At 73.4% G+C, this 21,823-nt stretch carries 24 protein-coding genes and 1 tRNA gene; 13 read left to right on the plus strand and 12 right to left on the minus strand.

Annotated elements, in window-relative coordinates; translation table 11 throughout:
* The first annotated feature begins 78 nt into the window (after window positions 1-78).
* A tRNA-Met gene (locus F7Q99_RS35880) sits at window positions 79-152 on the plus strand.
* Between the two features lie 136 nt (window positions 153-288).
* The gene (locus F7Q99_RS35885; RefSeq protein ID WP_153470217.1) at window positions 289-1,146 is read left to right on the plus strand and encodes a hypothetical protein; all 858 of its coding nucleotides are present in this window, start codon (window positions 289-291) and stop codon (window positions 1,144-1,146) included.
* Window positions 1,147-1,204: 58 nt separating this feature from the next.
* Here F7Q99_RS35885 and F7Q99_RS35890 read toward each other — a convergent pair whose 3' ends face one another.
* Complete coding sequence (locus F7Q99_RS35890) at window positions 1,205-1,597, minus strand: DUF3307 domain-containing protein (protein ID WP_153470220.1); 393 nt, start codon at window positions 1,595-1,597, stop codon at window positions 1,205-1,207.
* Between the two features lie 412 nt (window positions 1,598-2,009).
* Here F7Q99_RS35890 and F7Q99_RS35895 point away from each other — a divergent pair, with 412 nt between their 5' ends.
* Window positions 2,010-2,534 (plus strand): hypothetical protein, encoded by a 525-nt coding sequence (locus F7Q99_RS35895; RefSeq protein ID WP_153470223.1) that lies wholly within the window; start codon window positions 2,010-2,012, stop codon window positions 2,532-2,534.
* 129 nt (window positions 2,535-2,663) lie between these two features.
* Here F7Q99_RS35895 and F7Q99_RS35900 read toward each other — a convergent pair whose 3' ends face one another.
* From F7Q99_RS35900 to F7Q99_RS35910, 3 genes are all read right to left on the minus strand, one after another.
* Entirely contained in the window at window positions 2,664-2,810 is a 147-nt protein-coding gene (locus tag F7Q99_RS35900) for a hypothetical protein (RefSeq protein WP_153470225.1), read from the minus strand.
* 43 nt (window positions 2,811-2,853) lie between these two features.
* Entirely contained in the window at window positions 2,854-4,374 is a 1,521-nt protein-coding gene (locus F7Q99_RS35905; protein WP_153470228.1) for a serine/threonine-protein kinase, read from the minus strand.
* Between the two features lie 126 nt (window positions 4,375-4,500).
* On the minus strand, window positions 4,501-5,199 hold the full coding sequence (locus F7Q99_RS35910) for a hypothetical protein (RefSeq protein WP_326847512.1): 699 nt from the start codon (window positions 5,197-5,199) through the stop codon (window positions 4,501-4,503).
* 337 nt (window positions 5,200-5,536) lie between these two features.
* Here F7Q99_RS35910 and F7Q99_RS35915 point away from each other — a divergent pair, with 337 nt between their 5' ends.
* The 3 genes from F7Q99_RS35915 to F7Q99_RS35925 all read left to right on the plus strand — a co-directional run bounded on the left by F7Q99_RS35915 (window position 5,537) and on the right by F7Q99_RS35925 (window position 8,721).
* Complete coding sequence (locus tag F7Q99_RS35915) at window positions 5,537-6,568, plus strand: hypothetical protein (RefSeq protein ID WP_153470231.1); 1,032 nt, start codon at window positions 5,537-5,539, stop codon at window positions 6,566-6,568.
* A gap of 119 nt (window positions 6,569-6,687) precedes the next feature.
* Window positions 6,688-7,767 (plus strand): hypothetical protein, encoded by a 1,080-nt coding sequence (locus tag F7Q99_RS35920; RefSeq protein WP_153470234.1) that lies wholly within the window; start codon window positions 6,688-6,690, stop codon window positions 7,765-7,767.
* A 147-nt stretch (window positions 7,768-7,914) separates the two neighbouring features.
* Window positions 7,915-8,721, plus strand: coding sequence for an SGNH/GDSL hydrolase family protein (locus F7Q99_RS35925; RefSeq protein WP_153470237.1), 807 nt, complete (start codon window positions 7,915-7,917; stop codon window positions 8,719-8,721).
* Window positions 8,722-8,838: 117 nt separating this feature from the next.
* Here the strand turns inward: F7Q99_RS35925 and F7Q99_RS35930 are convergent, their stop codons facing one another.
* Window positions 8,839-9,144 (minus strand): DUF6087 family protein, encoded by a 306-nt coding sequence (locus F7Q99_RS35930; protein WP_153470240.1) that lies wholly within the window; start codon window positions 9,142-9,144, stop codon window positions 8,839-8,841.
* Window positions 9,145-9,359: 215 nt separating this feature from the next.
* On the opposite strand from F7Q99_RS35930, the gene hemC reads away from it, so the two are divergent.
* On the plus strand, window positions 9,360-10,301 hold the full coding sequence (gene hemC / locus F7Q99_RS35935) for a hydroxymethylbilane synthase (protein WP_326847513.1): 942 nt from the start codon (window positions 9,360-9,362) through the stop codon (window positions 10,299-10,301).
* Window positions 10,302-10,377: 76 nt separating this feature from the next.
* Here the strand turns inward: hemC and F7Q99_RS35940 are convergent, their stop codons facing one another.
* Both F7Q99_RS35940 and F7Q99_RS35945 read right to left on the minus strand, forming a co-directional pair.
* The gene (locus F7Q99_RS35940; RefSeq protein ID WP_153470246.1) at window positions 10,378-11,271 is read right to left on the minus strand and encodes a carbon-nitrogen hydrolase family protein; all 894 of its coding nucleotides are present in this window, start codon (window positions 11,269-11,271) and stop codon (window positions 10,378-10,380) included.
* Window positions 11,272-11,487: 216 nt separating this feature from the next.
* The gene (locus tag F7Q99_RS35945; protein ID WP_153470249.1) at window positions 11,488-11,748 is read right to left on the minus strand and encodes a hypothetical protein; all 261 of its coding nucleotides are present in this window, start codon (window positions 11,746-11,748) and stop codon (window positions 11,488-11,490) included.
* Between the two features lie 206 nt (window positions 11,749-11,954).
* Here F7Q99_RS35945 and F7Q99_RS35950 point away from each other — a divergent pair, with 206 nt between their 5' ends.
* The 6 genes from F7Q99_RS35950 (at window position 11,955) to F7Q99_RS35975 (ending at window position 17,452) form a co-directional block, all read left to right on the plus strand.
* Entirely contained in the window at window positions 11,955-12,260 is a 306-nt protein-coding gene (locus tag F7Q99_RS35950) for a WhiB family transcriptional regulator (protein WP_326847514.1), read from the plus strand.
* A 334-nt stretch (window positions 12,261-12,594) separates the two neighbouring features.
* Entirely contained in the window at window positions 12,595-14,259 is a 1,665-nt protein-coding gene (locus F7Q99_RS35955; RefSeq protein WP_153470255.1) for a hypothetical protein, read from the plus strand.
* Between the two features lie 186 nt (window positions 14,260-14,445).
* On the plus strand, window positions 14,446-15,291 hold the full coding sequence (locus F7Q99_RS35960) for a GNAT family N-acetyltransferase (protein ID WP_153470258.1): 846 nt from the start codon (window positions 14,446-14,448) through the stop codon (window positions 15,289-15,291).
* The gene (locus F7Q99_RS35965; protein ID WP_153470261.1) at window positions 15,288-15,908 is read left to right on the plus strand and encodes a tetratricopeptide repeat protein; all 621 of its coding nucleotides are present in this window, start codon (window positions 15,288-15,290) and stop codon (window positions 15,906-15,908) included. Before F7Q99_RS35960 ends, F7Q99_RS35965 begins: the two co-directional genes overlap by 4 nt.
* A 197-nt stretch (window positions 15,909-16,105) precedes the next feature.
* On the plus strand, window positions 16,106-16,870 hold the full coding sequence (locus tag F7Q99_RS35970; RefSeq protein WP_153470264.1) for a hypothetical protein: 765 nt from the start codon (window positions 16,106-16,108) through the stop codon (window positions 16,868-16,870).
* A 186-nt stretch (window positions 16,871-17,056) separates the two neighbouring features.
* Complete coding sequence (locus F7Q99_RS35975) at window positions 17,057-17,452, plus strand: hypothetical protein (RefSeq protein WP_153470267.1); 396 nt, start codon at window positions 17,057-17,059, stop codon at window positions 17,450-17,452.
* 152 nt (window positions 17,453-17,604) lie between these two features.
* Here F7Q99_RS35975 and F7Q99_RS35980 read toward each other — a convergent pair whose 3' ends face one another.
* The 5 genes from F7Q99_RS35980 to F7Q99_RS36000 form a co-directional block, all read right to left on the minus strand.
* Window positions 17,605-19,449, minus strand: a complete 1,845-nt coding sequence (locus F7Q99_RS35980; protein ID WP_153470270.1) for a DNA cytosine methyltransferase — start codon at window positions 19,447-19,449, stop codon at window positions 17,605-17,607.
* Between the two features lie 111 nt (window positions 19,450-19,560).
* On the minus strand, window positions 19,561-19,941 hold the full coding sequence (locus F7Q99_RS35985; protein WP_153470273.1) for a hypothetical protein: 381 nt from the start codon (window positions 19,939-19,941) through the stop codon (window positions 19,561-19,563).
* Between the two features lie 141 nt (window positions 19,942-20,082).
* A complete protein-coding gene (locus tag F7Q99_RS35990; protein ID WP_153470276.1) occupies window positions 20,083-20,709 on the minus strand; it encodes a hypothetical protein in 627 nt (208 codons plus the stop codon).
* A 93-nt stretch (window positions 20,710-20,802) separates the two neighbouring features.
* A complete protein-coding gene (locus F7Q99_RS35995) occupies window positions 20,803-21,390 on the minus strand; it encodes a hypothetical protein (RefSeq protein WP_153470279.1) in 588 nt (195 codons plus the stop codon).
* Window positions 21,391-21,435: 45 nt separating this feature from the next.
* The gene (locus F7Q99_RS36000; protein WP_153470287.1) at window positions 21,436-21,798 is read right to left on the minus strand and encodes a hypothetical protein; all 363 of its coding nucleotides are present in this window, start codon (window positions 21,796-21,798) and stop codon (window positions 21,436-21,438) included.
* Window positions 21,799-21,823: the final 25 nt, after the last annotated feature.

Consider the following 21,823-nt stretch of genomic DNA (forward strand, 5'->3'; position numbering starts at 1 on the left):
TGAAGGTGAGGGGCCGCCCACCGCTGGAAAAGCAGTGCGGAGCGCCAGGCGCGATGCCGTAGAGTGATGACACACCGACGCGGGGTGGAGCAGCTCGGTAGCTCGCTGGGCTCATAACCCAGAGGTCGCAGGTTCAAATCCTGTCCCCGCTACTTTCCAGTGGCCCCGGCGCATCCCCCCGCGCCGGGGCCACTGCCGTTGCCCGGCGGGACGGGCGGGACCTCCGCCCGGGCGGCAAGCGGCCGAGGTGTCACGGGCCGCAGCCCGCGGGCCTTCACAATGGTGGGCGTGGACGACGGCGCGGGCGAGTACCAGAACAGGGCGACAGCCCTGGCCCCAGGTGCCGTGGCGCTGCTCGTTCCTCCCGTCCCAGCCCCCAGCCCCCGGCAGCGGCGGCAACCTCCGGCCTCCGCCGCTCCAACTGCTCCGGCCAGCACGCGCGCTTCCGCCGACACCGGCGGCTCGGCTCGGCCGTCCGCCCGCCGTCCGCCGCGCAGCAGGGTCCGACACGGGCAGCCGTCCTGCGCCGACTACGGCTGCACCCGACCCGGCTGCCTGGCCGCCGCACGCAAGGCGCGCCGTGAGCGCGACCAAGAACGCGCGGCCGGCCGCCGCGGCCGAGTGGACGCCGGCCCCGCTGCCCAGCACGCCGCCGTCCTGCGCGAGCACGGCATGTCCGCGCAGGACATCGCCGGCGTCTCCGGCGTCTCCGTGACCTTGATCCGCCGCCTCCTCAAGCCGCCGCCACTCCACCCTCCTCAGGTCTCCCAGGTCACCGCCGACGCAGTGCTGGGCGTGCCCCTCCCCCCGAGCGGGCGCCCAACTCCGCTGGCCGGCCGCGGCCAGGTCGACGCGGCCCCCGCCTCCGTCCTGCTCACCGAGCTCGCCGAACGAGGCTGGCCGGCCCGCCGTCTTGCCCAAGGGCTGTGCGTCAACCCGCATACCGTCGCCGCCATCCGCGACGGCAACTACGCCCGCATCAGCATCTCCGTCGACCAGCGCATCCGCGCCCTGCACGCCGCGCTGCTGCCCCTCGACCCCGTCGCCGCCGGAGTGCGCCCCGGCGACGCCGCCCGGGTCCGCACCTGGGCGGCACGCCGCCGGGAGACGCCGCCTGCACCGCACCCCGGCCTGCGCGCGGCCTGACCGGCAAGCACCACCGCGACCGGCAGGCCGCGCGCAGCGACCGGCACCGGACCGGGCATCACCCCCACCAGGCCAGCGCACACCCGTTGATGACCAGGTGCACGGTGTTGTCGGCCACGATCACCAGGGCGTTCGCCAGACCGGCCGGGGTGGTGACGGATGAGCCGTGGTTCCTCTGTACATCCGCCCACGCCACCCGGCGGCCGGCGGGAGCGATCAGGTTCCGGGCCCACACGAGGTACTTCGCCGCCCGGTAGCGATCGAGGACGACATGCGTCACCACGATCACCGCGAGCGCCATCGGCGACTGGGTGAGGAGCAGGAACGGCAGGCCGTAGGTGGCACCGTGCGCGACCGCCGGCCACCAGCGCCTGGTCTTCTCCACCGCCATCCAATCCGACTGCAGGACGAAGTCCCCGATCAGGTGAGCCAGCAAGGCGTCGAGCAGCATCAGCCGGCCACCGCCATGACCTGCCCGAGGTGCCGGCGGGACGGACGAGGCGGGTACGCCGGCGGCGTGGGGCCCCGGTGCACGCCGGTGGGCGTGGCGGCGCGGCCGCCCGCGGGCATGAGGGGAATCCGGGCATGGCTCAACTGTGGCTCCAGAAGGTGTTGTTGACTGCACATCAGCGTGGCAAAGAAGACGTTCGCGGCGTCTGCCGTTTCCGCTCACGCCTGCGGGCTCATCTGTGGTATCGCGCGCAGATATGGGTGTTCGTCAGGCAGAGGTCGGCCGAGAAATCTTCGTGAGTTGTCGGGGAACCGGAGCAGGAGCGTGGTCGCCGCACTGTGTCCGACCTCGATCGCGGTGTTCTGCCCGATAGCGGCCTCAAGGCCACCCGAACGCTGAGAAGCTGGCCGGCATGAGCACCGATGCGATGCGGGACGGCTACTTCCACGGCCGGGTCGAAGAGGCCCCGCCGATGCCCGCCAAGGCGTCCGCGATGACGTTCTCCCTGGACGGGACCACGCCGCTCGTCGGCCTGGCGGTACAGAGCCCGCCGCTGGAGGTCATGGGCCGCGACGGAGCCCACATGGGATCGCTCGAACTGCTCCAGCTGACAGGCTTCGTGATCCTGGACGCCGACCTGGACGCAGCACTCGCAGCAGGACAGGGCTGGACCGTGACGTGCGACCCCCGGACGGGGCAGACCGACGTACGTACAGCCGACGGCGAGCTCTTCTCCTCCGTGACGATTCCCCTCCTGGCAGGGGACGAAGGGGTCCGGTGGCGGGCCGAAGCGCTGACCCAAGGCGCCCTGCCCGTGATCACCGGGCCCGGCGTCACCGTGGACCTGGCCACTGGGGGAGTCGAGATGGACCCCGACCAGACGCTCTGGCTGTTCGCGGACTTCAAGACCGACGGGGCAGCGAGTAAAGGCGCCTGAACTGGTGACCGCCGCCTGTGCGCCGTGCCGGCAACCCGGCGCACGAAGACCAGCCGACCGGCCATGGGCCGAGGCCGCGGTGCGGCACCGACATTCGGTGCCGCACCGCGGCCGCCGTCCTCGCGCGCGTCAGGCCAGCACCGTCAGGTCGAGGTCGACGCTGACTGCGCAGTGGTCGGACGTCTCGTCGTCGACCGGCTGCCGGTGGACCTGGTAGCCGGTCACCACCGGGGCCAGCGCCGGGCTGGTGAGGATGAGGTCCTGACGGCGGGGCACATCGCCAGGACCGAACGCGGCCAGCGCCCCGACCTGCGCCAGGTCACAGGTGCCGCGGGCGCGGGCGCGGCGAGGGCAGCAGAGCCCCGACGGCCAGGCTGCTCACCACCCAGGCACCGGCCCCGGCCGCGACGGCGCCCGCGACCGGCCCGTGGATCGCGGAGGCGGTCAGCGCGCAGCCGACGGCGCCGCTGAGCAGCCCGGCGGTGGAGGCGAGTTCGGCCTCCGGTCCGCCTCGGCGCAGCAGCTGCTCGACCAGGGCCCGGACGCCGGCCGCGCCCGCTACGAGCACCGGCCCGGTCACCGTTGCGACCAGTACCGCCACCCACCAGGTCAGCGTGCTCCACCCCAGCAGCACCACCATCGTGACCGTGGCGATCAGCATCGCGGCGAAGACCCCGACGACGCTGCCCTGCTCGCCTTGCTGGCCGTGGACGGCGTCGTGGCGCTCCTCCAGGTGCGAGCCGGCCGCGACGCAGCCGCCGGCCACCAGTCCCAGCACGGTGCTCACCGGGCCGGGGAGGGCGGTGAACATGGCCAGCTGGCCGCCGACCAGGACACCGGTCAGGGCTCCGGCCCGCCACGGTGCCGACCTCCTGGGCGCGGCGGCCGCGCGGCCGGAGTCCGTGGACGCCGCCTTGACGACGGGCGGACGGGCTTGGGCCGCGCGCACCGTGGGCAGCCGGTCCACGGGCACCACGACGGTCTTGACCGGAACGGCGGCCGGTGCGGTGGCGGCGCGTACGACGGTTGCCCGAAGGCGCCGGGCGACCTCCGCCGCGTCCGCGGGCCGCTGCTGCGGATCCTTGTGCAGCAGCTCCGCCACCAGGTGCTCGAGCTCGGCGGGCACCTCGGGCCGGTGCGAGCGCACGGGGGCCGGGGCCTGGTGCAGGTGCTGGGCCAGCACCTGCCACCCGCCGCCGGGGAACGGCGGCGCGCCGGTCAGCAGCTCGTACAGCAGGCACCCCAGCGAGTACAGGTCGCTGCGGGCGTCGATCACCGCATCGGCGCGGGCCTGCTCCGGCGACATGTACGACGGGGTGCCGATCACCGCGCCGGTCCCGGTGAGGGGATGGCCGACCGCGTCGCTCCGGCGCGCGATCCCGAAGTCGCAGACCTTCACCCGCCCGTCGGCGGTGACCAGGATGTTCGCGGGCTTGATGTCGCGGTGCACCAGGCCGGCGGCGTGGGCGGCCTGCAGGCCGCGGCAGATCTGCTCCCCCCAGGCCACGACGTCGCCGACCGCCGGCACGCGGTCGGCCAGGAGCCGGCTGAGCGGCTGCCCGTCGACCAGTTCCATCACCAGGTAGACGACCCGGCGCCCGGCCACCGGGGCCTCGCCGACGTCGTGGACGGCCACGACGTGCGGATCGCACAGGGCGGCCGCGGCCCGGGCCTCGCCCTCCAGGCGCCGGAGCAGCTCCTCGTCCTCGGGATGCAGGAGGACCTTGAGCGCCACCGGGCGGCCGAGCCGCTCGTCCACGGCCCGCCAGACCTCGCCCATCCCGCCGGCGCCGAGGAGGTCGACCACCCGGTACCGGCCCGCCACCGTGGTGCCGCGCATGACGCCCTCCTCCCGGCCGGCCCCGCAGGGCGGTCCGCACTGCGCCGGCCCTGTGCCGGCGTCCGGGCGAGCCTACGAAAACAGCTCCGGCGGGCCCGCCCGGACCAAGGGCGGTCGGCACCGTCGTCACGGGCGCTTGGCCAGCAGCGCCGACACCTCGCTGTGGTGCTGGATGAACGACGCCAGCTCGGGGCCCAGCAGCCCGGCGACCCACGCCAGGTCGCCCATCCGGCGGGTGAGCGGCGCGGTCAGCAGCGGCTCCCAGTGCGCGGCCCGGTTGCGCAGCCCGTGGAGATCGCCGATCTTCCGGTCGACCTGACCGCGGTTGGTCCCCGGCGGGAAGGCGTGGTGCAGGTGCGGCACCCACAGGGTCTTCTCGTGCGCGGAGGACGACAGGTACCGCCACAGCCCCAGCGACAGGTCGGCGATGATCTTCCCCGGCGGGGCCTGCATCCCGTACCGGCTGCGGGCCGCGTCGATCGCCTTGCGGGGCTTGTCGTTGATGTCGACCTGGCGCGGGCCGCGGGGGCCGCCCCGCTTGGTGCGCATCAGCGGGGCCCGCAGCGGACTGGCCGGATCGTCGAGCCAGTGGCCCGCCCCCGACCAGGTCGCGTCCAGCGCCGCGGCGTAGGCGTTGCGCAGCGCGACCTCCAGGTGGCCGAGGTCGTGCAGGACCGCGCACGACAGCTCGCTGTTCCACCGGTAGAGCTCCAGCGCCCGGGTGCGGTCGCCGCCGGCCTCGTTCAGGTACACCCCGAAGCGGGCCGGGCTCAGCCAGGTCTCCACCCACGGGCCGGTGCCGGGCGCCGGGGAAGCGTGCGTCACGTTGTTCCTCCTTCTTCGGATTCGGGTATAGTCATGGGTGAGAAGCCCCGGTGGACCGCTGATCCTCGTGATCATGTCGCCGGGGCTAAGACGTTTTCCGGGCCCGGACCGCCTCTGCCGCACGAGCCGCCGCCAAGGACACCGGCCCCCGCGAGACGGGGCCCGCGGGTGCGGAAGCGGAGCTCGTACACACCATGAGACTCCGCCGGGAGGCCCCTCCCGCTACACTGGCACCACGGATTGATCCTCATGTGTCGACACCATGACTAGATAGATGGATGACGATGAGCACAACATACGGATCAAAACGTGGCGATCAAAAGGTGAGAACTCGTTGGTGAACCGCTCCGCAGCTGCTACCGCCAAGGTCCAGGCCCGCCTCGACGCGCTCACCACGCTGCGCACCAGCGGAGCCCTGGCCGCCGTCGCCGCCTCCGGCGAAGAGCTGGCCGCCCGCGGCCGCACCCCCGCCGCCGTCCGGCTCCGCCGCACCTACCTGAGGCACGACACCCCGCGCTTCGTCGACCGGGAGCGCAACGGCCTGCCCCGCGCCGACCAGCCCCCCGCGGCCCGCCTGATCGCCCCGCGCGGCATCGCCGGCCGCTTCCACCTGGTCCTGCTGTTCGCCGCCCACTGCCAGGCCGCCCCCGGACACCAGTGGGCCAACCACATCCCCATCGAGCCCGACAGCACCCAGCCCTTCTCCTGGATGGCCCTGATCGGCGCGCACGCCCGGCACACCCCCGGCGGCCGGCGGATCGCCAGCCCTCGTGTCAACAAGGCCCGGCAGATCACCGAGGCCATCAAGAAGCTGCACGAGCACCAGCTGCTCGAACTCCCCAACGCCGGGACCTCCCGGCCCTTCCGCGACTTCCGGCTGCTGTCCGAGAGCGGCGACAGCACCGCCGCCGCCCCCATCCCGTACAAGGTCCCGCGCCCCGCGCTGCCCGGCGTCAACGTGCCGATCGAGTTCTTCACCCGCGGCTGGGTCAACCTGCTGACCCCCAGCGAGATCGTCGCCTACCTCATGTGGCTCGACGTCAACCAGAACCCCGTCCACGACGAGCCGTACGTCACCGGCGCCGAGCGGGCCGGCCACTTTGGGCTCGGCCGCGACGCGTATGAGACCCACCGCCAGCTCGAGGCGTTCGGACTCATCGACGTCGAGGCCGCCATCGGCCGCTACGACGACGGCAAGTACGCCGACTACGGCACCGAAGCCGGCCGCCCGATCTGCCACCGCGCCACCCTCACCCCCGACGGCATCACCCGCGAAGCGGTCACCGTGATCGAGCCCGTGCTGCGCGCCTTCGCCGCCCACGGAGCCTGGGCCCGACCTCTGAACCTCCGCACAGCCGGCGGATCCTGACAGATCCAGGCGCCCAACCGGCCGCAGCGGGCCGGGACCGCGCCGTAACGCCGAAGACCAGCCCCTCGCCGAAGGCCACCACCGCGGTCACCGTGCCGCACCGGACGTAAGGACTCACCGTGCCCCAGCGACCCCACCCCCACCCGGAGGGTCCGGGAGACCCGACCGACGAGGTCTCGCGCCTCCTGGCGTCGGCTTCCGAGCCGATGAACCCCATGATCCTCCTGGAGGGCCCGCCGCTGTCCGGCATCTCGCGGGCCATGTACGAGGGCCTGCAGCGCAGCCTCCCGCAGGCCCGGCTCGCGCAGTTCACCGCCCTCGGCCTCGCCCAGGTCGCCGCGCAGCCCGACTTCACCAGCCGGTTCGGCGGCGGCGGCCGGTACGTCCTGTGGCTCGACGGCCTCACCCCGGCCGATCTCGTGCTGCTGGGAAGCGGAGTGCTGGACAAGACGCTCCCGCACGCCGTGGTGCTGGCCAGCGTGGACACCGTCTGGCACGACCGCCTCCTTGCGGACCCCTCGCCCGCCACCGCCCCCGCGCGGACGGTGCTGCTGGAGTACGCGCACCGCATCCAGGTGCCCTTCACCCTGACCGCCCGCGAGCGCAACTACCTCCGGGAGAAGGGCTACCCCGTCAGCAAGGGCCTCGCCGAGTCCCTTGTCGGCGGCGAGAACCTGGTCAGGCACTACCGCCGGGCTGCCCGCAGCGCCCCCGAAGGGCATCTCCTCGTACAGGCGGCCATCGACGTACGGCGCTGCGGCATCCACCGCCCCCTCACCGAGGACGAGCTGTACCGCCTCTGGTGCTCGCGGACAGACCACGACAACTCCCGGCCCCTGTTCGAGCGGGCACTCCACTGGGCCGCCGCCCTCCCCGACGGCACCTCGACCGGACTGCTCTACCGCGCCGCCGGCGGCACGTCACCGGACTGGCGGGTACTCGCGTACGCGGCAGGCGCCGACGACGGAAACCACGGACACAAGCCCCGTCCGCTCGGCGCCCGGGAGTGGAACGAGGTCGCGCAGCACCTGCCGGAATCCGGTGACCAGTTCAACCTCGGCATCGCCGCCCACCTGCACGGCCGCAGCGACACGGCGACCACCGCCCTCGCCCAGGCCACCCGGGCCGCAGACGCGGGCCACCCGGCGGCAGAGGCGGCGGCGACCGCTCTGCACCACCTCCGAGCCGGAACCGGGTGAGCCCGCCGCCAGGACGGCACCGGCCGACCGCCCGGACAGCGGGCACCGTCGCGGGGAGGTGACACCTCCACGTTCGGGCAATGCCCGCGTGCGCCGGGCCGACCTGTCCTAGCCTGGTGATCATCTGGACTTCGGGGGTGGGCGATCATGAACGACCAGCGGCCACACCAGGCACCGCCGACCGGTGCCGGTCAGCGCCACCACACCCTGACCGTCGGCCTCTTCGGCACCTCGATCACGGAGCACCTGGAGGCCTTCAACGCGCAGATGACCAACCAGGCCGACCTGCCCGCGGTCGGCTCCACGGTCACCGTCGAAGGTTGGCACCGGCGCGGCTGGGCCCACCGCCTTGCCCTGTCCCTGCGAGCCGCCTGGCCGCACCTCGGCTTCGACATCCGCAACTACGGGCAGGGCGGCGCCACGAGCCGCGACATCGCCGGCATCGTCGAACACGACCGGGCCACCACCGGCACCGACTACGACCTCGTCATCCTCAGCTGTGGCATCAACGACGTGTGGCGGCGCTTCCAGGGCAGGCTGTCGGAGGCGGTCGACCTCGACGAGTACACCCAGCACCTCGAAGCGATGCTCGACAGCCTCGGCGCCTACACCCGCACGACTATCGTCATGTCCGAGACGCCGTTCGGTCCCCTCGAGAACCCCGGCACCGTGGCCGCCATGAACGCCGAACTCGCCCGCTACAACGAGGCCGCCCGCACGGCCGCCGCCGCGCACGGCGCGCTGTTCCTGGACGTGTGGGCCCCCTTCACCTCCGCCGCCCGGCACCTCACACCCGCCGACGGCGACGACCCGGCCGGCCTGTGGAGCGACGGGGTACACCTGACCGAGCTGGGCGACACCCTGCTGCTCCAGCAGGTCGAACGGCTCCTCGCCGAGCACCGGATCATCGACAAGCTCCTCGGCTCCCAGCCCCCGGACCGAGGCACCGCGTAGGCCCGCCGGTCATCCGGAGCTGCCCGGCCAGCCAGCGGCCGCCGGCCCGGGCAGCACGCCGTGGACCGGAAGGTGACCACGGCTTCGCCTCGCTCGGGGGCCGGGGCCGCCGTCGGCTCAGGTAGGGATCTTGCGGTGCCGCCCGGTCCCCGGCCCCAGCGGGTTGAACCCGGGCACCGGCACCGCGACGGCCGCGTCGAGCGCGGAGACGGCGCGGCAAGCAGCGGGGTAGTCGTCGGCCACGGAGACGGGCTGCCAGGTGTACCCGTCCCACTCCTGGACGATCCGCGGAGCCTGCGGATCGACGTGCGAGCCCCGGCTCGGACCCGCTTGCAGACTGACGACGCGGCGCTCGCCGATCGGACGGCGCCTCGCCTCCCGGCGCGCGTACCAGGCGCTCAAGGACTCCTCGTCGTCTGGCATCCCTGCTCCCAACGTCGCTCGCTTCACCCGAAACCGCGCCACGGACCCTACCCAAGGCCCACGCCAGCCGGCCATCGAGCACCTGTTCCCCGGCCAGCCCGAAGCGCCAACACCCGCCGCACCGAAGCGCGTTGTCCCCGACGCGCTGTCGGAAAGCACCACCGCTCCGGCCGGGTACCGTGGAGCTCACATCTCGTCAGATTCCGGGAGCCGATGTGCCCATCCTTGTCGGTTCGCGGGGCAGCGACCTCGCCCGTACCCAGGTCCGCCAGTACCTGGAGCTGCTCGCCCCGCTCTGCCCCGGCGTCGAGTTCAAGCGCCGGGTCATCACGGAGGCGGGCGACCGCGACCGCGTTTCGCTGCTGGCCGACGTCGCCGGGCGCAGCGCGGGAAGTGCATTCTCCAGCCGCCTGGAGGCGGCCCTGGCCGCCGGTGAGATCGACGTCGCGGTCCACTCCCTGAAGGACCTGCCGACCAGCATGCCGGACGGCCTCGTGCTACTGGCCCCGCCAGGACGGGAGGCGGTGGAAGACGCCCTGTGCGGCTCGACGCTGGCCCAGCTGCCGCACGGGGCCCGGGTCGGCACCGGAGCCCCCCGCCGGGCCGCGCTGCTGCGGGCGGCGCGACCGGACCTGGAGCTGGTACCGATCCGGGGCAACGTCCCCGGCCGGCTGGCGGCGCTGAAGGGCAGGAACCGGGTGCACGCCGTGGTCCTCGCGGTCGCGGGCCTGCGACGGCTGGGCCTGGAGGACCACATCACCGAGGTGCTGCCACTGGACCGGTTCCCCGCCTCGCCCGGCCAGGGCGCTCTGGGCATCCAGATCCGCAGCGACCAGCAGGAGTTGCGGACGCTGCTGGAACGGGCGGGCGACCATACGGTCCACGCGGCGGTGCGGGCCGAGCGGAGCATGCTCGCCGAACTCCACGGCGGGTGCAGCGTCCCGGTGGGCGCCTACGTGACACAGGAGCCGGAAGGCCGGCTGCTCCTCACCGGGCAGGTCGTGTCCCTGGATGGAGCCGTCCGGCTCACCGCCGCCTCCACCAGCCGTGCCGACGATCCGGAGAAGCTCGGCGCGGCGGTCGCACAGGAGCTCCTCGACCAGGGGGCACGGGACATCCTCGCGGAGATCCGCCCTGCGGCCGCCGGCGTACGGTAGGCCGCCCCCCGGGGCAGAGCACCGCGATCCGGCACTCCGCCGGGAAGCTCTGGTAGGTCAGGCGTGCGGGGCGGTCTCAGAAGGCCGTGCGGATGTCGCTGCGCGGATCCCCGGTCACCAGCCGGTCCTTGTACAGCCCGTCCTGCGCCAGGCGGCGCCAGGGCCGGGCGTACCGAAGCGCCACGTCGATGTCCGGGTCGGCCGAGTCGAGGTCGATGTCAGCGATCGCCAGAGCGGGCTGCCCATCGGCGGGGCACCGCGCCAGCCACCGGCCGCCGGGCGCCACGATCCCGGACGGCACCGTGGCGCTGAACTGCGCCGGCACGGCATAACCCAACCAGTAGCTGTACAGCGTCCCGTAGGCCTGGGCGACGCGCGCCCTCGGGGCATCGTCGACCATCACGGAGAGCAGGACGCAGTCGACGTCCAGGCGTTCGTACTCGGCGAAGAGCGGCGGGAAGTTCGCCTCGACGCACAGCGCGCAGCCGATCCGGATGCCGTCCACCTCGAAGACCACAGGCTCGCGCCCCGGGGTGTACAGGTAGGAGACCTCGGTGTTCGACAGGAACCGCTTGTCGTACCGCGCGACCAGCTCGCCGCGGTCGGAGACGACGAAGAGGCTGTTGTGGGGCCGGTTCGGCGGCGTGAGGGGGTGGAGCGACCCGAACGCCGTCCACAACCGCAACTCCCCCGCCAGCGCGGCGATCGACTCGGCCTCCTCGCGCATGACGTCCCAGGCGGCCCGGCTCCAGTCGGCCGGGACCAGCTTCCCGTCCGGGCCGGCCGCCATGACGTGCTTGCTCGGATAGGTGATCGCCCCCTCGGGGAACTGCACCAGCCGCGCACCCGCCCCGGCGGCCTCGGCCATCAGGGCCCGGATCTCCTGCCCCGCCGCCCGCAGCGCGCCGCGGTCTGTGGGGTCCTCCGGAACGGTGCTCTGCGCGACGGCCAGCCGCAATGTCCTCGCCATGGCGTGGAAGCTACGGGATCCCCACCGCCACGGTCCGAAGCTCCGGTCGAACCGGCCGGATCCGCGCGGGCTGTGTCCGGTTCGCCGACCGCGCGCGGCGCACCGGCGCGCGCCGGCCCCAGCCGTCGCGGCAGAGCGAGGAGGCCGATGCGGCGTGCGCCTGGTCGCGGCCCGCGCGGGCCGGGGCTCAGGCCGTGAGACCCGGCACCCGCACGGTCATCTGGTGCTGGACCCGGCGTCGGCGTGCTCAGCCGCGGCCGGCTGCCGCCGCGGCATCGTGGTGACGAACACCGCGAGGGCCGCGAGCGCGATCAGGACGACCAGCACGGTGGACGCGGTGCCGTGCGGGCGGATCACCCACGCCGCGATCAAGGCGACGGCGGCGCTGGGCAGTCCGAAGACGAGCGCCCAGCGCCGCCACCTCGCCGCCTGCGAACGCCCTTGAGCGGCAGAGGTGTTCTCGGACGGATCGGGCACAGCTGTCTCCTTCGGACGGGCGACAACACCCCGAATCTACGGCGCGGGGCGGCCGCTGCGGAATCACTCGAAAGCGTGACATCGGCAGAGCGACAGTAGCGGCCTCGCGCTCCTTCTCCGTAGGTTCCGCGGGCGGTGCATCGCCTACGCTGGTCGGTCGCCGAGGGGAACCGGCAGGAGCGGGAAGACGAAGAGGGGGCGCGGCCGTGGGGGAGACGGACATCGACTGGGGGCGGGCTGCCTGCCGGGGCGTGGACCCGGATGAGCTGTTCGTCGACGGCGCCGCGCAGAACAGGGCCAAGAGCGTGTGCGTCGGGTGCCCCATCCGCACCGAGTGCCTGGCGGACGCGCTCGACCGGCGCGTCGAGTTCGGCATCTGGGGCGGAATGACCGAGCGGGAGCGGCGCGCCCTGCTCAAGCGCCGACCGACGGTGGTGTCGTGGCGGCGCCTGCTGGAGGCCGCCAGGGCCGAACACGCGCAGCGCGGCGGCGGGGAGCGGCTGGCTGGCTGAGGGCGGTCCTTGCGGCGTGCCTCCGCGCCCGGACGAGGCCTCGGTGACGGTGCATCTTCCAGCCTGGTTTGTGCGGAAACAGGCGGCTGTTCGCTCATTCGGGGGATAACCTTGCGCCGCCCGATGGGGATTCGTCAGGATGGTGCCCTGGCTGCGCCCACGGTGCGCGGGCCCGCCGGTCATCCCCACCGTTGACCGTCCCGGGTGAACTGAGCAAACGCTCGAACCGGCACGATGAGCATGATCGACATGAAGACGGCGTCCTGACCTGTTGGCTTGGCGTCGCACTGAGGTGGGGCGGTGCGTCACGCGAAGCCCGGTTCAAGGAGCCCCCATGTCCACCACCACGCGGCCCTCCGCCGACAAGCAGCGGCGCGTCCAGCGCACCCAGCCGACCCGGCTCGCCCGCCTCCTGGATGCCGAGACGCAGATCGGCTACCAGAAGGCACTTCAGGAGGTCGCCAGCGCCAGCGAGGCCGGCCGGCTCCCCAGCCGCCTCGACCACTACGGCCTCGACCTGGCCCTGCGGATCCTGATGCAGCAGGACTACATGATGTGGAGCCCCCTCGCCGCCGGCCACCTCTGGCCGGACGTCTATCAGCCGCTGACGCAGACGCTGCCCGGCACCAGGGCCAAGCGGGCCCTGGCCGCCCTGGAGAGGGCACACCTCGCCGGCGCCCGCGAAGCGACCGAGGACGGCGACTTCCACCCCGGCGAAGTCCTCGACGCCTACGACGAGGACGATGAAGACGACGACGAGGAGGAGGACGGTCTCGAGGACGCGGAGCCGGACAGCGCCGACGCCTCCGACGACGGCGAAGATCCGGCAGCGCCGGACACGGAGGACCTCGGGATCGCCCCGGGCCCGCAGAAGGACGCCGAGATCGCCGCTCGTTGGTGGCTGGACCGGCTCGCTGAGGACGGCGTCCTGCCCCGCTACCGGATGCCGGACCCCTACCCCGGCCGCGCCGAAGTGCCCCTCGACGCCGCGCTGGACACCCTGCGGGCCACCGCGGACGTGGAAGGCTACGAGGACGAGCTGCACCGCATCGTGGCCGCCGAGCCCCGCGACGTCGACGCCTACGCCCACCTCGGCAGCCTGGCCCTGCAACGCCACGACGGCGAGTTCGGCGATCTCATCTCCTACGTCGGCCCCACCGCCGCCGACCGCCGCCGCCACCTGAAGGAAGCGCTGGCCTGGTACGAGGCCGCCGTCGCCGTCGGCGAGGCGTCCCTCCCGATGATCTTCCACGGCCGGCTGCCCTGGTCCCAGATGGACAACCGGCCCTTCCTGCGCGCCGTCCGCGGCCTGGCCCTGACCCTGTGGCGCCTGGGCCGCTTCAACTCCGCCGAACTCGTCCTGGTCACCCTCCTCTACCTCAACCCCACCGACAACCAGGGTGCGCGCGAGCTCCTGCCCGACGTCCGCGCCCACCGCCGCTGGCACCCCGGCATCACCGAGGCCGACGACCAGCGCATCCGCAACGACGTCCTGGTCGTCGCCCGCCGACCGGTCCACACCCGCCCCGGCAGCCTGCGCACCCTGCTCACCGGCGCCGAGCAGCCCACGCCCGACGCCGTCGCCGACATCGTCCGCCGCGCCGCCGCCCAAGCCCTGGGCGCCACCTGGGACGGACGGTCCTCCCACGTCGTCGTCGGCCACCCGGACGCCGGAATCAAGGTGACGATCGTGGCCCGGCACCAGCGCGGCCACAGCCTCACCCCGGACGAGTACTGGTGGGACGCGCACAACGCCGGCAGCGACATGGACGGCCCCGTCCTGTTCACCCTGGTCGCCGACCGCGGCTACATCGCGGTCGCCCAACTCCTGCGCGCCGACCAGCTAGCCCCCTACCGCGCCGCCGACCTCCCGCGGCGCGACCGGACCGCCTTCACCACCACCTTCATCCACGGCGACACCCGGTACGGCACCGACCTGGCCTCGTTGATCGACCACGCGCTCGACGTCCTCCCGGCACAGCCCGGCGCCCGGACGTGACCACCCGCCCCGGCCCGGCACGACACCCGGGCCGGGACGAACGGCAGCCGCCGAACCGGGCAGCCGCTCACCGCCAGACGAAGCAGAACGCCGTGCTGCCCGACCGGCCCCGCCCCCGATACGCCGGTACCCGGATGTGCCGCGATCTCGTCACCCGTGACCACCTGGCGCTGCCATCCTGGACCGATGGAGTCCGTTGAATCCGCCCTCGCCCGCCTCTGGCCGGCCGTCGTTCGTGCCGACCGCGTCGTCCTGCGCCCGGTCACGGCCCAGGACGCGCCGGTCGTGCGGGCCTTGCTGACCGACGCCCGGGTCCGCGCCTTCCTGGGCGGCCCGGCCAGCGAGGAGCGGGTGGCGACCCGGCAACGCAAGTACCCGACCACCCCCGGCGTGTGGGCGGTCGCTCCCGCCGCCGGGGGCGAGGCGATCGGCCTGGTCAGCATCACCGCGGACAGCCGGTGCGCGGACAGGGCCGAGGTCTCCTACCGGCTGCTGCCATCGGCCTGGGGCCAGGGCCTCGGGCGCGAGGCCGTGGGCGCCGCCGTCGAGTGGTGGAGCGCGGCGGTGCCCGACGGAGGCCCGCTCATCGCGGTCACCCAGGAGCGCAACACCGCCTCGCGCCGCCTGCTGGAGTCGCTGGGCATGACCGTGCTCGACACGCTCCTCGAGTTCGGCGAACCGCAGTGCCTCTACACCCCGGGCGACGAGGACACCGCGCTGCGCTGGGCCCGGGTGCTGGACGAACGCCGCGAGGACGTCGAACGTCGGCGGGGAGCCGAAGCGCGGGCGACCGCCGTCGGCCGCACGCTGCCGGACGACCTGTCCGCCCTCACCCCCGAACGGATGGCCCGGCTCTGTCCCGCCCGGCACGGCGCCTACGGACGCATCTGCGCGCACGAGAAGGACCACACCCCCGACCTTCATCTCGGCAGAGCCGCGGACGGGGCCTGGATCGCCTGGCTGGACCGTGCCGAGCCGGCGCCCCCGGCCGGGCCCGCGGTGTCGGTCGAGCGTGGTACCACTCGTTCATGACCGACTCCGCTGCACCGCCCGAGGACCTGGACCCGATCCTCCAGCTGGCCCGTACGGCCCTGGCCGACGGGGACCACGACGGCGCCGCCGAACTGTTCGAGCAGGCCGCCCGTGCCGGCACACCCGGCGTCCTGGGGAAGATCGCCGAGGCGTACGCGGAGATGTTCGACGGGCGGGCAGCGGACTGGATGAGCCGCGCCGTCGCCGCGATGAGCGTGCCGGGCGGGATCACGGTTCACCCGGGGACTCTGCGGATCATCGCGCAGCACGGTGTGCCCGAGCAGCAGGTGTGGTCGGTCACGGTCAGGTCGTCCGACGAGGACCGCCCTGCGGTGGTCACCGCGCTGGAGGCTGCGGTGCCTCGGCTGATGCGGATCACACACGACGGCCGGGAGCTGACGGACGGCGACATGGACGCGGCCCTGGCCTCCGGCGTCGACTTCTACAGCCCGAACTACGCCGCGGTGGACACCTCCGTCCCGAAGGTGTGGCTGGACTGCAAGGACGCGGTGCTGCCGGCGATGGCCCTCGCCGTGATCCGGGTCCTGGCGGACGAGTTCGACACCGCCGGTGTCCGGCAGGCCGGGCTGTGCACCCCCGCGACGAAGGGCCCGTAGCCCGGTCATCCCGGCCGCGGCCTCCGCGCGCCCGTTGCCGGGCCGGAGCCGGGGCAGACAGCGCCCGGACGTGCGCAGCGGGTCGAGGGGCCCTCGGACGGTGTCGGTGCCCGCGTGCATAGTGGTCGCAGGCCGACCGTGGTCCGGAGCAGAGAGCGAGCAGGTCCATGAGCATCCCGAGGCGTTCCCGTGAGCGCGTGGCTGCGGTGGTGGACCCGGGCCTTCCCGCGTCGGTCGCTGCCACCGTTCACCGCCTCGCCCGTCAGCACCCCGAAGTGCTGCGGAACCCGGATGCCCCGCTGCCCCGGTGGGCCGCTGTGGACCTCGCCGAGTTGGCCCGTGGGGCCAGGAAGCAAGCGATCGTCGTCGCAGGCGCGGCCGTCGTGGTCCCGCTCCTGGTGTGGGTGCAGCGCGAGATGCAGCGGAACCTCGGCGGCGACATCATGTCGTCCGGCACCCTTCTGACCGTCATGATCGCGGTGGTCGGCGTGGCGCTAGTCATCAACGTGCTGCGGGAGTGGCACCAGGTACACACCCCCGGAGGGCGGACGACCGTCGCTCGGGAACTCGCCGAGGCCCGGGGCCGGTACTTGCTGCGCGGCACCGACCTGAGCGACGACGCCTGGGCCGCCGTCGTACGGGCGCAGCGGGCGATGAACCTGGTGCTGGCCTCAACGTGGCTGGTTTCACCGGTGGGGACGGTGGACCGCGACGCCTTCATCCAGGGGATCTGGGCGATGGCCCGGACGATGGCGAAGGACGGGAGTGCGGCATCCGGGGAGACCTTCGCCGTTGCCATCGAGGTGTACAGTCAGCGGATCGACGAGGCCAACAAGATCAACATGGCCGAGCTGGAGGCCCGTACCCGCCCGCCGGCCGGTACCCGTTCCCCGGCCTTGGCCGAGGCTGTGAAGCGGGCCGACAGCGCGGGTGCCCACGCACTGGCGCTGGCCCGGCTCTGACCTTCACCGGCTCGACCTCACCGGGCCGGACCGTTGCCCCAGCCCGTCGAGGTGGGCGACTTCTGCCGATCCGCCGGTGAGCCCTCCGCTCGTCGGCACCGACGCCGTCCGTCCGGCCCTGGTCGGCCTGGCCGTCGGCGTGATCGTGTGAATTCCCCTGAACCTCCCCGGCGAGGAACTGGCGCAGTGCAGGATGTGGTCGTGAAGAACGGTGACGTGGAAGGCCCCGGAGTGCCGCTCAGCAGAGAAGGCGCGGTAGCCGCACTCGGTGAGGCCGCTCAGTGGTGGGGCTGCGAGGTGCCGGACGATCCGGGGGTCGGCGAACTCGCCGAGTTCCTGGACGAGGTGGCCGTCCGGCTGCGTGACCGCCAGACGGACGAGCAGCTGCGCGGCGCCGCCAAGTATCTGGCCGAGGCCACCGAAGCGCTCGGGGCCGTGGCGCGGCTCCGCGGCCTTCTGCCCGTTGTCTCGTTGTGGCACTTGCGCACTGCCGTGGCCAAGGAGCAACAGGCGCGCCTCGGCCTCCCGCATGCGGCGATTCCGCACGCGGACGCGAAGACGCTGCCCGTGACGGTGTCCTGACCCCGGGTCGACGGACTGGCCGGTCGGTGCCCCCCCGGGGGGACGGCCGCGCGCTGGGTGACGCCGGCCGATCGCTCGGCGGGTGGCTGCCCCGGATGTTCGACCTGCACACGGGGTTGTAACGCCGGTGCCCTGGCCGGTCCTGGACGTGGTCAGCGGCGGACGGGACGGCGCTTGCGGGACGGCGCCGTTGTGCCGGGGGCGGTACGGGCGGCTGCGGTCTGGGCCGTCCGGACCGCGGCCCGCTCGGTGCGGGCCTTGATGGCGCGCTTCTTCGCAGGCACCACCCTGCCCAGGACGGCCGGCCGGGTGCCGTCGTGCTCGTCGGCGGCCCGGAGAAGGGTGCGGCTGCCGGACCGGTGGAGGGCGGCGTAAAGGCTGCGCACGTAGGCGCGGGTCCGGGCCTCCCAGGCGCGGCCGAGGATGTGGCCGATCCAGGCGGCGGCGACCATGGGACTGACGGTGTCGGCGATGAGCTGGGTCTTGTTGCGGATGCCTTCACCGCGGCCGACATGGGTCCAGGGGAAGTCGGCGCGGAAGCCGACGGCTCGGCCCAGGTCGGCGTGGGTGTGGGTGAGGCCGTCGGCCTCGCGCTTCCACCCGTACGCGGTGCCGGTCACCGTCGTGCCCGGCTCGTCGGCGGTGAAAGTCCCGCCGCCCTTGGGCCGACCGGTCAGCGGATTGATCCCGCGTACGCCGCGGGTGTTGACCTTGTGCCCCTTCTCCCAGCCCATGCACGCGGCCCAGGTGGTCCTCGGCACCGGCTTGCTGGGCCGGTAGCTGGTGAACGGCCGGGTGTAGCGCATGCACACCATGAACGCGCGGTTCTTCTTCGAGGCGGCCCCGTAGTCGGCGGCCTCGACCAGGCTGAACTTCGCGTACTCCCAGCCGGCCCCGTAGAACTCCGAGGCGATCGCCTCGACCACGTACTCGGCGGCCTTCGACTTCAAGAGGTTCGAGGACTGCTCCATGGCCACCCAGCGGATGTTGTTGTACTTGGCCTGCAGCGCCAGCGGCCAGATCACGGCTTCGGCCATGAGACCCGTGCGCGCGTCCTTCAGCGCCGCCAGCGGGGCACGGACTTCGTCCCAAGTGGCTCCGGTGGGCGGGGCGTAGCCCTCCATGCCGTCCCCGGCGTCGTCGACCATGACGAACCCGGCCGCGGCCCCGGCCTGGCTGATCACTTCCTCGACCAGCCACAGAGCCTCCTCCGCGAGCCCGGCCAGCTTCCCGCCGGGCGAAAGCGTCTGGCACGGAGGGGACAGGATCACCGCGACCACGTAGCGCAGCGCCGGGTTCGCCGGGTCCAGGTCCGTGACCGAGGCGCAGATCCGCCGGAACCCGGCGGCCTGCGCCGTGGCGCACGCGGCTTCGGAAAGGTCCACCCCGACCATGTCGACGGGCTCGCCGAGCACGTGGACGATGCCCTCGCACCAACCGCCGGGCCCGGCAAAGAGATTGACGACCCGGATGGGCGCGCCCGGCTTCGGCGCGTAGAGCCATTCCACCGGCCACGGCCCGGCGAGTTCTTCGCGCTCCTGGTCACTCAGCGACGCGATGTAGGCATCGCGTTCCGCGTCGTCGAGGAGGTCGACGTCGTCCACCGGCAGGCCGAGGGTCGAGCTCACCTTCGCCACCGTCACCCGGGCCGCTTCAAGGACCCAGTACGCCATGTGCGCCCGGGCCCAGATGTCGGTGCTCTCCTCCTCCAACCCGCCGCGGTACTCCCAGCCCTCGTCCTGCACCGACTCGGGCAGCCGCCACCGCCGGGCCTGGTCGATGGCCTCATACGCGGCGGTGATCTCGTCGGAGTGCGCGTCGGCCAGGGCCAACAGGGCGGCGCGCCTCGCGGCGGCGCGCTCGTGCAGCCGCTTCGCCTCCGCGAGGGGGCACGGCGGGGCCACCGCCGCGCCGCCCTCGTTGTCCATGGCCGCCGGGCCGCCGGGATCGCTGATCGTGTCGGGCGCCGGTCGGGCGCCGGGGGAGGGGACGTTCATCGTGTGCCTCTGTGCTTTCGGCCGGCCCGGGGCCGGGCGGCGGGAACGGCCCCGCTTCCGGGGCGGTCGGACCGCGGCCCGACAGTTAAGACAATGCGTGAAATCGTAGAGTTAAGAAACTGAACCCGGATGGGTGTGGCCAGGGGCTTCGTCCCGCAGCATCCGCTCGACCTGCTGCTCCCCGAAGGCTCCGACCAGTGCGGCGACCTGGGCTTCCAGGCCGCGGTTGTTGATCGCGCTCGCCTGCTCGTCGGCGTCGTCGTGCACGGCGTCGAAGGCGTCGAGGTCACCCAGCTCGGGATGGGCCCCGTTGTTGTAGGCGTCCGACGAGCCGCGGTGCACCATCTCGTACACGAGCTCGCCGACGTCCGTCTCCGCCAGCCCCAGCTCCCCGGCCAGGCGGGCCAGCGCTGCGGCGCCCTGCACTTCCTGATCCGGACGCGGCGGCGTGCCGGACTCGCCGCGGTCGGCGTGCTGGCGCGAGGTGGTCATGCGGGCCTCCAGGGGCGAGGTCTTCTGCCGGTATCGGCGAAGCGGTGAACTGAACGGTCTGGGGTGTGCTCGACGGCACGGCCGAGGCCGCCGCGACCGGGTCGACCGGCCGAGCGCGGCCTCGGCCGCGCGGGGGTGCTGCTACAGCCGGGACAGCTGGGTGTAGTTGTGCTCCCCGTCGGTCCAGGCGAGCGCCTGGACGCGGTGGGCGACCGTCCGGCCGACCCAGGAACCGGCCGGACCGGGATGGGACCGCTCGCCGGTGAGCCAGGCGTCCAGATCCCCGGCCAGGTCCCAGAGCCCGCCGGACGAATCCTCGGCGAACCACTGGGAGTTCCCGCCGCAGCCGAATCTGTCGCGGTACTCCCAGACGCACACCAGGCGCAGCCCGGTGGCCGCGCCCAGGACGGCGAAGGCGGTGTTCACCTCCTGCTCGGTGTACCCGTCGCGGAACCGGCCCGTCAGCCGGCCGTCGGCGACGACCGGGGCGAGCGCCTCGTCGGCGTAGTGGGCCGGTGCCGGGCGGCCGTCCGATGCCGGCAGACCGGCGGACGGCTGCGGCGACCTGGTCGGATCTGTCGGTACGCCCAGATCGGCGAGCCGCTCTCGCAACGTGGCGAGCTGCTCGGTGAGCTGCTGGGTAAGCCGTTGGCCGTCGGCGGATCCCGGGAACCCGGTGGCCATGGCCTCCTCGTAGGACGAGGCGAGGGTGTTGCTCAGGTTGTCGGCAGCGCGGTGGGCCTGCCACAAGTCGGTGGGGTCGGGCATCGGGATCGCTTTCCTGGGGTGCGGGAGCGCCGACGGTCTGCGGCCCGGCGCGGATGCCGGGGCCGCTCTGGCGACGGCGGACAGTGCGGTGGTTCAGGCGTCGTCGTCCTCGGCGATGCTGAGATCGAACCCGAGGGCGTGGAGGCGCTCCTTGATGGCCTCGACGATGTCGCCGCCCTCCAGGTCGGGGTCCGTCATCGCGTCCAGGACAGCGTCCATCCCGGCCTGCGGGTCGGGCTCCGGAGCGCTGACGGCGGGGCGGCCGAACTCACCGGCGAGGACGGCCATGACCGTGCCGAGCATCTGGACGCGTTCCTCGACGTGCCGGTCGGCGGCCTCGTCGTGGTCGTCGTAGTCGTTGCCCAGCAGCGCCCCGTCCGGCCCGACGAAGGGGGTGATCTCGGCCCGCTGGCGGGCCAGCAGCGAGGCGTGCGCCGTGATCAAGCCGTGGACCACGTCGCGGGACGACCCTCCGGCCGGGCCCGGGGCCCCGTCCAGGCCGTGGCTGTGGCACATCGCCGCGCACTGGAGCCAGCCGGTGATTTCCTGGACGCGCTCGCTGCGCACGCGGTCCCACTGGTCGAAGGGCTGCGCGGCGACGGCGGCGAGCTCGGCGAGCGCTGCGTCGACGGCGGTGGAGTCGGCATCGCCGGGGAGTGCGGTCAGGGCGGTGGCGGTCATCGGATTCCTCAGGGTGGGCGTCGCGCGGTCGGCGCGGACGGCGGTTCAGGTGGTGGGGACGCCGGGGAAGCGGCCGTACGGGTCCAGGAGGACCTCGCCGCGCTCCAGGAAGGCGCGGAAGTCGTGGCCGTGGGTGACAAGCCCTCCGAGCCCGTGGCCGCGGACGGCGTCGGTGCCGACGGCGTAGTGGGGGCGGACGATGATCTCGCCGACGACCAGCTGGTGGCTGCGCCGGCTGCCGTACCGCAGAGGGTGGGCGTCGCCGGTGCCGGGGATGCGGCTGGAGCCGACGAAGGTGACCAGTCCGGGCCCGGAATCCTGGACGTACAACCAGGAAGGGACGTGGCGTGCGTGGGGGTCGAGCATGAGGCCGGTCAGGGCGGCGTCGGAGGGGCGGTGCGTGGTCATCCGGGCAGTTCCTTGGGATCGGGTC

It is taken from the genome of Streptomyces kaniharaensis (assembly GCF_009569385.1).
Classification (GTDB): domain Bacteria; phylum Actinomycetota; class Actinomycetes; order Streptomycetales; family Streptomycetaceae; genus Kitasatospora; species Kitasatospora kaniharaensis.